This window comes from Marinimicrobium sp. UBA4209 (assembly GCF_002381585.1).
Classification (GTDB): Bacteria; Pseudomonadota; Gammaproteobacteria; order Pseudomonadales; family Cellvibrionaceae; genus Marinimicrobium; species Marinimicrobium koreense.
In genome coordinates this window covers 13,772-17,170 of record NZ_DFTP01000050.1, presented here as the reverse complement: position 1 = coordinate 17,170, position 3,399 = coordinate 13,772, and the positions used below count along the sequence as shown (strand labels likewise).

General features: G+C 61.0%; 3 protein-coding genes and 1 pseudogene. 3 read left to right on the top strand and 1 reads right to left on the bottom strand.

Annotated features, from left to right (window positions below; all coding sequences use genetic code 11):
- Window positions 1-220 precede the first annotated feature (220 nt).
- Together htpX and B3187_RS07470 are read left to right on the top strand one after the other, a co-directional pair.
- Window positions 221-1,111, top strand: a complete 891-nt coding sequence (htpX, locus tag B3187_RS07475; protein ID WP_211331051.1) for a protease HtpX — start codon at window positions 221-223, stop codon at window positions 1,109-1,111.
- A 20-nt stretch (window positions 1,112-1,131) separates the two neighbouring features.
- Window positions 1,132-2,178: a S1C family serine protease gene (locus B3187_RS07470; RefSeq protein WP_123637990.1), complete on the top strand. Its 1,047-nt coding sequence runs from the start codon at window positions 1,132-1,134 to the stop codon at window positions 2,176-2,178.
- Between the two features lie 13 nt (window positions 2,179-2,191).
- Here the strand turns inward: B3187_RS07470 and sfsA are convergent, their stop codons facing one another.
- Window positions 2,192-2,926, bottom strand: coding sequence for a DNA/RNA nuclease SfsA (gene sfsA, locus B3187_RS07465; RefSeq protein WP_051174352.1), 735 nt, complete (start codon window positions 2,924-2,926; stop codon window positions 2,192-2,194).
- Window positions 2,927-3,178: 252 nt separating this feature from the next.
- Here sfsA and B3187_RS07460 point away from each other — a divergent pair.
- Window positions 3,179-3,399: pseudogene (locus B3187_RS07460) on the top strand (RNA polymerase-binding protein DksA); the annotation flags it as partial.

The following is a 3,399-nucleotide window of genomic DNA, read 5'->3' as shown; positions in this document are numbered from 1 at the left end:
CCGGGCTTGAAGACCTTTGGCTAATCACGGTTGCTTGGGCCACCCTCTGGGTGGCCATTTTCTTCCGCCCTACCCGTTTTCTCACACATCGCATCTTTACACATCCGCGATATTGAATTTCTTGCGCCGGCACCTATATAACCGGGAGAATAGCGGAGCACTGCCGGACGGGCCGGCAGCGCTCCGCACTGTGTGCGACCGACTGTAGGAGATCACCGCTTTGATGCGCATTGGCTTGTTTTTATTAACCAACCTGGCCGTTCTGATGGTGGCCAGCGTCACCCTGTCTCTTTTGGGCGTGGACCACTACCTGCAACAAAACGGCAACCTCGATCTGCAGAGCCTGTTGATTTTTTGCGCGATTTTCGGCTTTGCCGGCTCGTTCATTTCCCTGTTTCTGTCCAAGTTTATTGCCAAGAAAACCACCGGCACCCAGATCATTGAAACGCCGCGCACGGCCGATGAACAGTGGCTGGTCAGTACCGTGCAACAACTGGCGCGGGAAGCGGGCATCAAGACGCCGGAAATCGGTATTTTCCCCGCGCCCCAGGCCAATGCGTTCGCCACCGGCTGGAATCGCAACGCGTCGCTGGTCGCCGTCAGTCAGGGCCTGATGCAGCGCTTTGATCGCGACGAGGTGCGCGCCGTGCTGGCCCACGAAATCGGTCACGTCGCCAACGGCGACATGATCACTTTGGCCCTGATTCAGGGCGTGGTGAACACCTTTGTGATGTTCTTCGCCCGGATTATTGGCCACACTGTCGACCGGGTGATTTTCAAGAACGAGCGCGGCCACGGCATCGGCTTCTATGTGGTGACCTTCATTACCGAAATTATTCTCGCCGTGCTCGCCTCGATGATCGTGATGGCCTTCTCCCGCTACCGGGAGTACCGGGCGGATGCCGCCGGCGCCAAGCTGGCCGGCCGCGGCGCCATGATCCGGGCGCTCCAGCGGCTGCAGGCCGAAGTGCAGGCCGGTGTGGAGAACCCCATGCCCGACAGTATGAAAGCCTTTGGCATCAGCGGTGGCTTCAAACAGAATCTGGGTAAACTGTTCGCCAGCCACCCGCCACTGGAAGAACGCATTGCGGCGCTGCAGAACGCCCGCTAATTAGAGAAAGGAGTTTCACCATGGGAACTCGGACCCTGCTCGTCGTCGCCCTGTTGTTGCTGCCCTGGAACCCACTGCAGGCCCAGGAGTTCGCTACCGACGACGAGCGCAACACAATCGAAGTGTTCGAGTACGCCAGCCCCAGTGTCGTTTATGTGACCAACCAGCAGGTCGTGCGGGACCCGCGCTCCTTCGACCTGCTGACCGTACCCCGTGGCGCCGGCACCGGCTTTGTCTGGGATGAACGCGGCTATATCGTGACCAACTTCCACGTCATCGAGAACGCCCGCAAAGTTGTCATTACCCTGCAGGACCAGAGCATCTGGCCCGCCGAGGTCGTGGGCCTGGCACCCGAAAAAGACCTCGCCGTCCTGAAAATCAACGCCCCGGACAAAAAGCTCCAGCCCCTGCGTCGGGGCGACTCCAGCGAGCTCATGGTGGGGCGCAAGGTGCTCGCCATCGGCAACCCTTTTGGCCTGGACGCCACACTGACCACCGGCGTGGTCAGCGCTCTGGGGCGGGAAATCGAAGCCCCCAACCAGCGCAAAATCCGCAACGTGATCCAGACCGATGCCGCCATCAACCCCGGCAACTCCGGCGGCCCGCTGCTGAACTCTCAGGCCGAACTGATCGGCGTCAACACCATGATTTACAGCCCGAGCGGCGCCAGCGCCGGCATCGGGTTCGCCATCCCGGTGAACACCCTGAAAGACATAGTGCCGCAACTGATTGAACACGGGCGGATTGTGCGACCGGTGATTGGCATCGATATCGCGCCCGACCAGTGGGCTCGGCAATCCGGCGTCAAAGGGGTGGCGGTGCTGCGGGTCGCACCGGGCTCTCCGGCCGACCGGGCGGGCTTGCGCGGAGCACAGCGCAGCCGCTGGGGCACCATTATCCTGGGCGACATAATCACCGCCATTGACCAACACCCCACCCGCAACTACGACGAGCTGATGACCGCACTGGAAAAATACGCGCCTGGCGACCGGGTGGAGTTGGTGTTTGCGCGCGACGGGAAAACCGAACGGCGCTCACTGACCCTCGCCGCTCCGGACGGGCTCTAATGTATTCCCACCACTAATAGCGAACCGGCACCGGGTGGACCAGCTCAATGTGGGCGTCATCCGGTCGGATGTCCGCCCGGTAGGCCAGCATCTCGACCCCAGCGGCGGCCGCCTCCCGCAGCGCCTTACCGTACGCCGGATCGATGGCATCCGCCGGCTCCACCCACTCCACGCCCGTGTGCTGGACGCAGAACAGCAGCACCGCCCGGTCGCCCTGCTGGGCAATGCTTGCCAGCTCCCGCAGGTGCTTGCGCCCGCGCTCGCTGACCGCGTCGGGAAACAGCCCCTGCCCCGGCTGCTCCATCAGCGTCACACTTTTGACCTCCACATAGCACGGAGCCCTGCCATCCTCCGTGAGCAGAAAGTCGATGCGCGAGCGCTCCTGTCCGTAGGGCACCTCGCGGCGGACCGTCGAGTAGCCGGCAAGCGCCTTAATCCGACCCGCCGTCAGCGCGGCCTCCACCAGGTGATTGGCCCGACCGGTATTGACCCCGGCCAGGTGCCCACCAGGCACCGTGGCCACTTCCCAGGTATGGCGATATTTGCGCTTGGGGTTGCCGGAATCCGAAAACCAGCAGGGTGAGTCCGGCACCACACAGTGGCGCATGGAACCGGTATTGGGGCAATGAATGGTCATTTCCGTGCCATCGGCGAGACGAACATCAGCCATAAAGCGCTTGTAGCGCCGCAACAGCGTCCCGGATTGCCAAAGCTGACTCAATTTCACCTCCTGATAGCACGCATTCATCGAAAAGTCCGCTATTGTTACAGTTAGGGTCCACGGGCTCAAACCAGGCTGTCATTAAGCGCCGAAACAGGCAAAAAAATACTGGCGGAGCCCCGGGATATCTGGTAGCTTGCCAACCCTTCAAATTTCACGGCCCTAAAGCCGGTGAACAGGAGCAGAATGACGGTCAGGGCCAAGGCGCCCAAAGGGTGAAACCCCGGCCAGTCATGACTGTCGGCCAGTTAAATGGGAAGTCATACGAGGCGCGCAACCATGCCGAAAAGTTCATCTACCGCGGAAAACTATTCAATGAGTAACTTCACCCCTTACAAGGAGAAGAAGGGCGAGGAGTACATGAACGAAAATCAGCAAGAACATTTTCGTCAGTTGCTGCTGGCCTGGCGGCGCGAGTTGATGGAAGAAGTCGACCGCACCATGAGCCACCTGAAAGACGAAGCGGCCAACTTCCCGGACCCGGCCGATCGCGCCAGCCA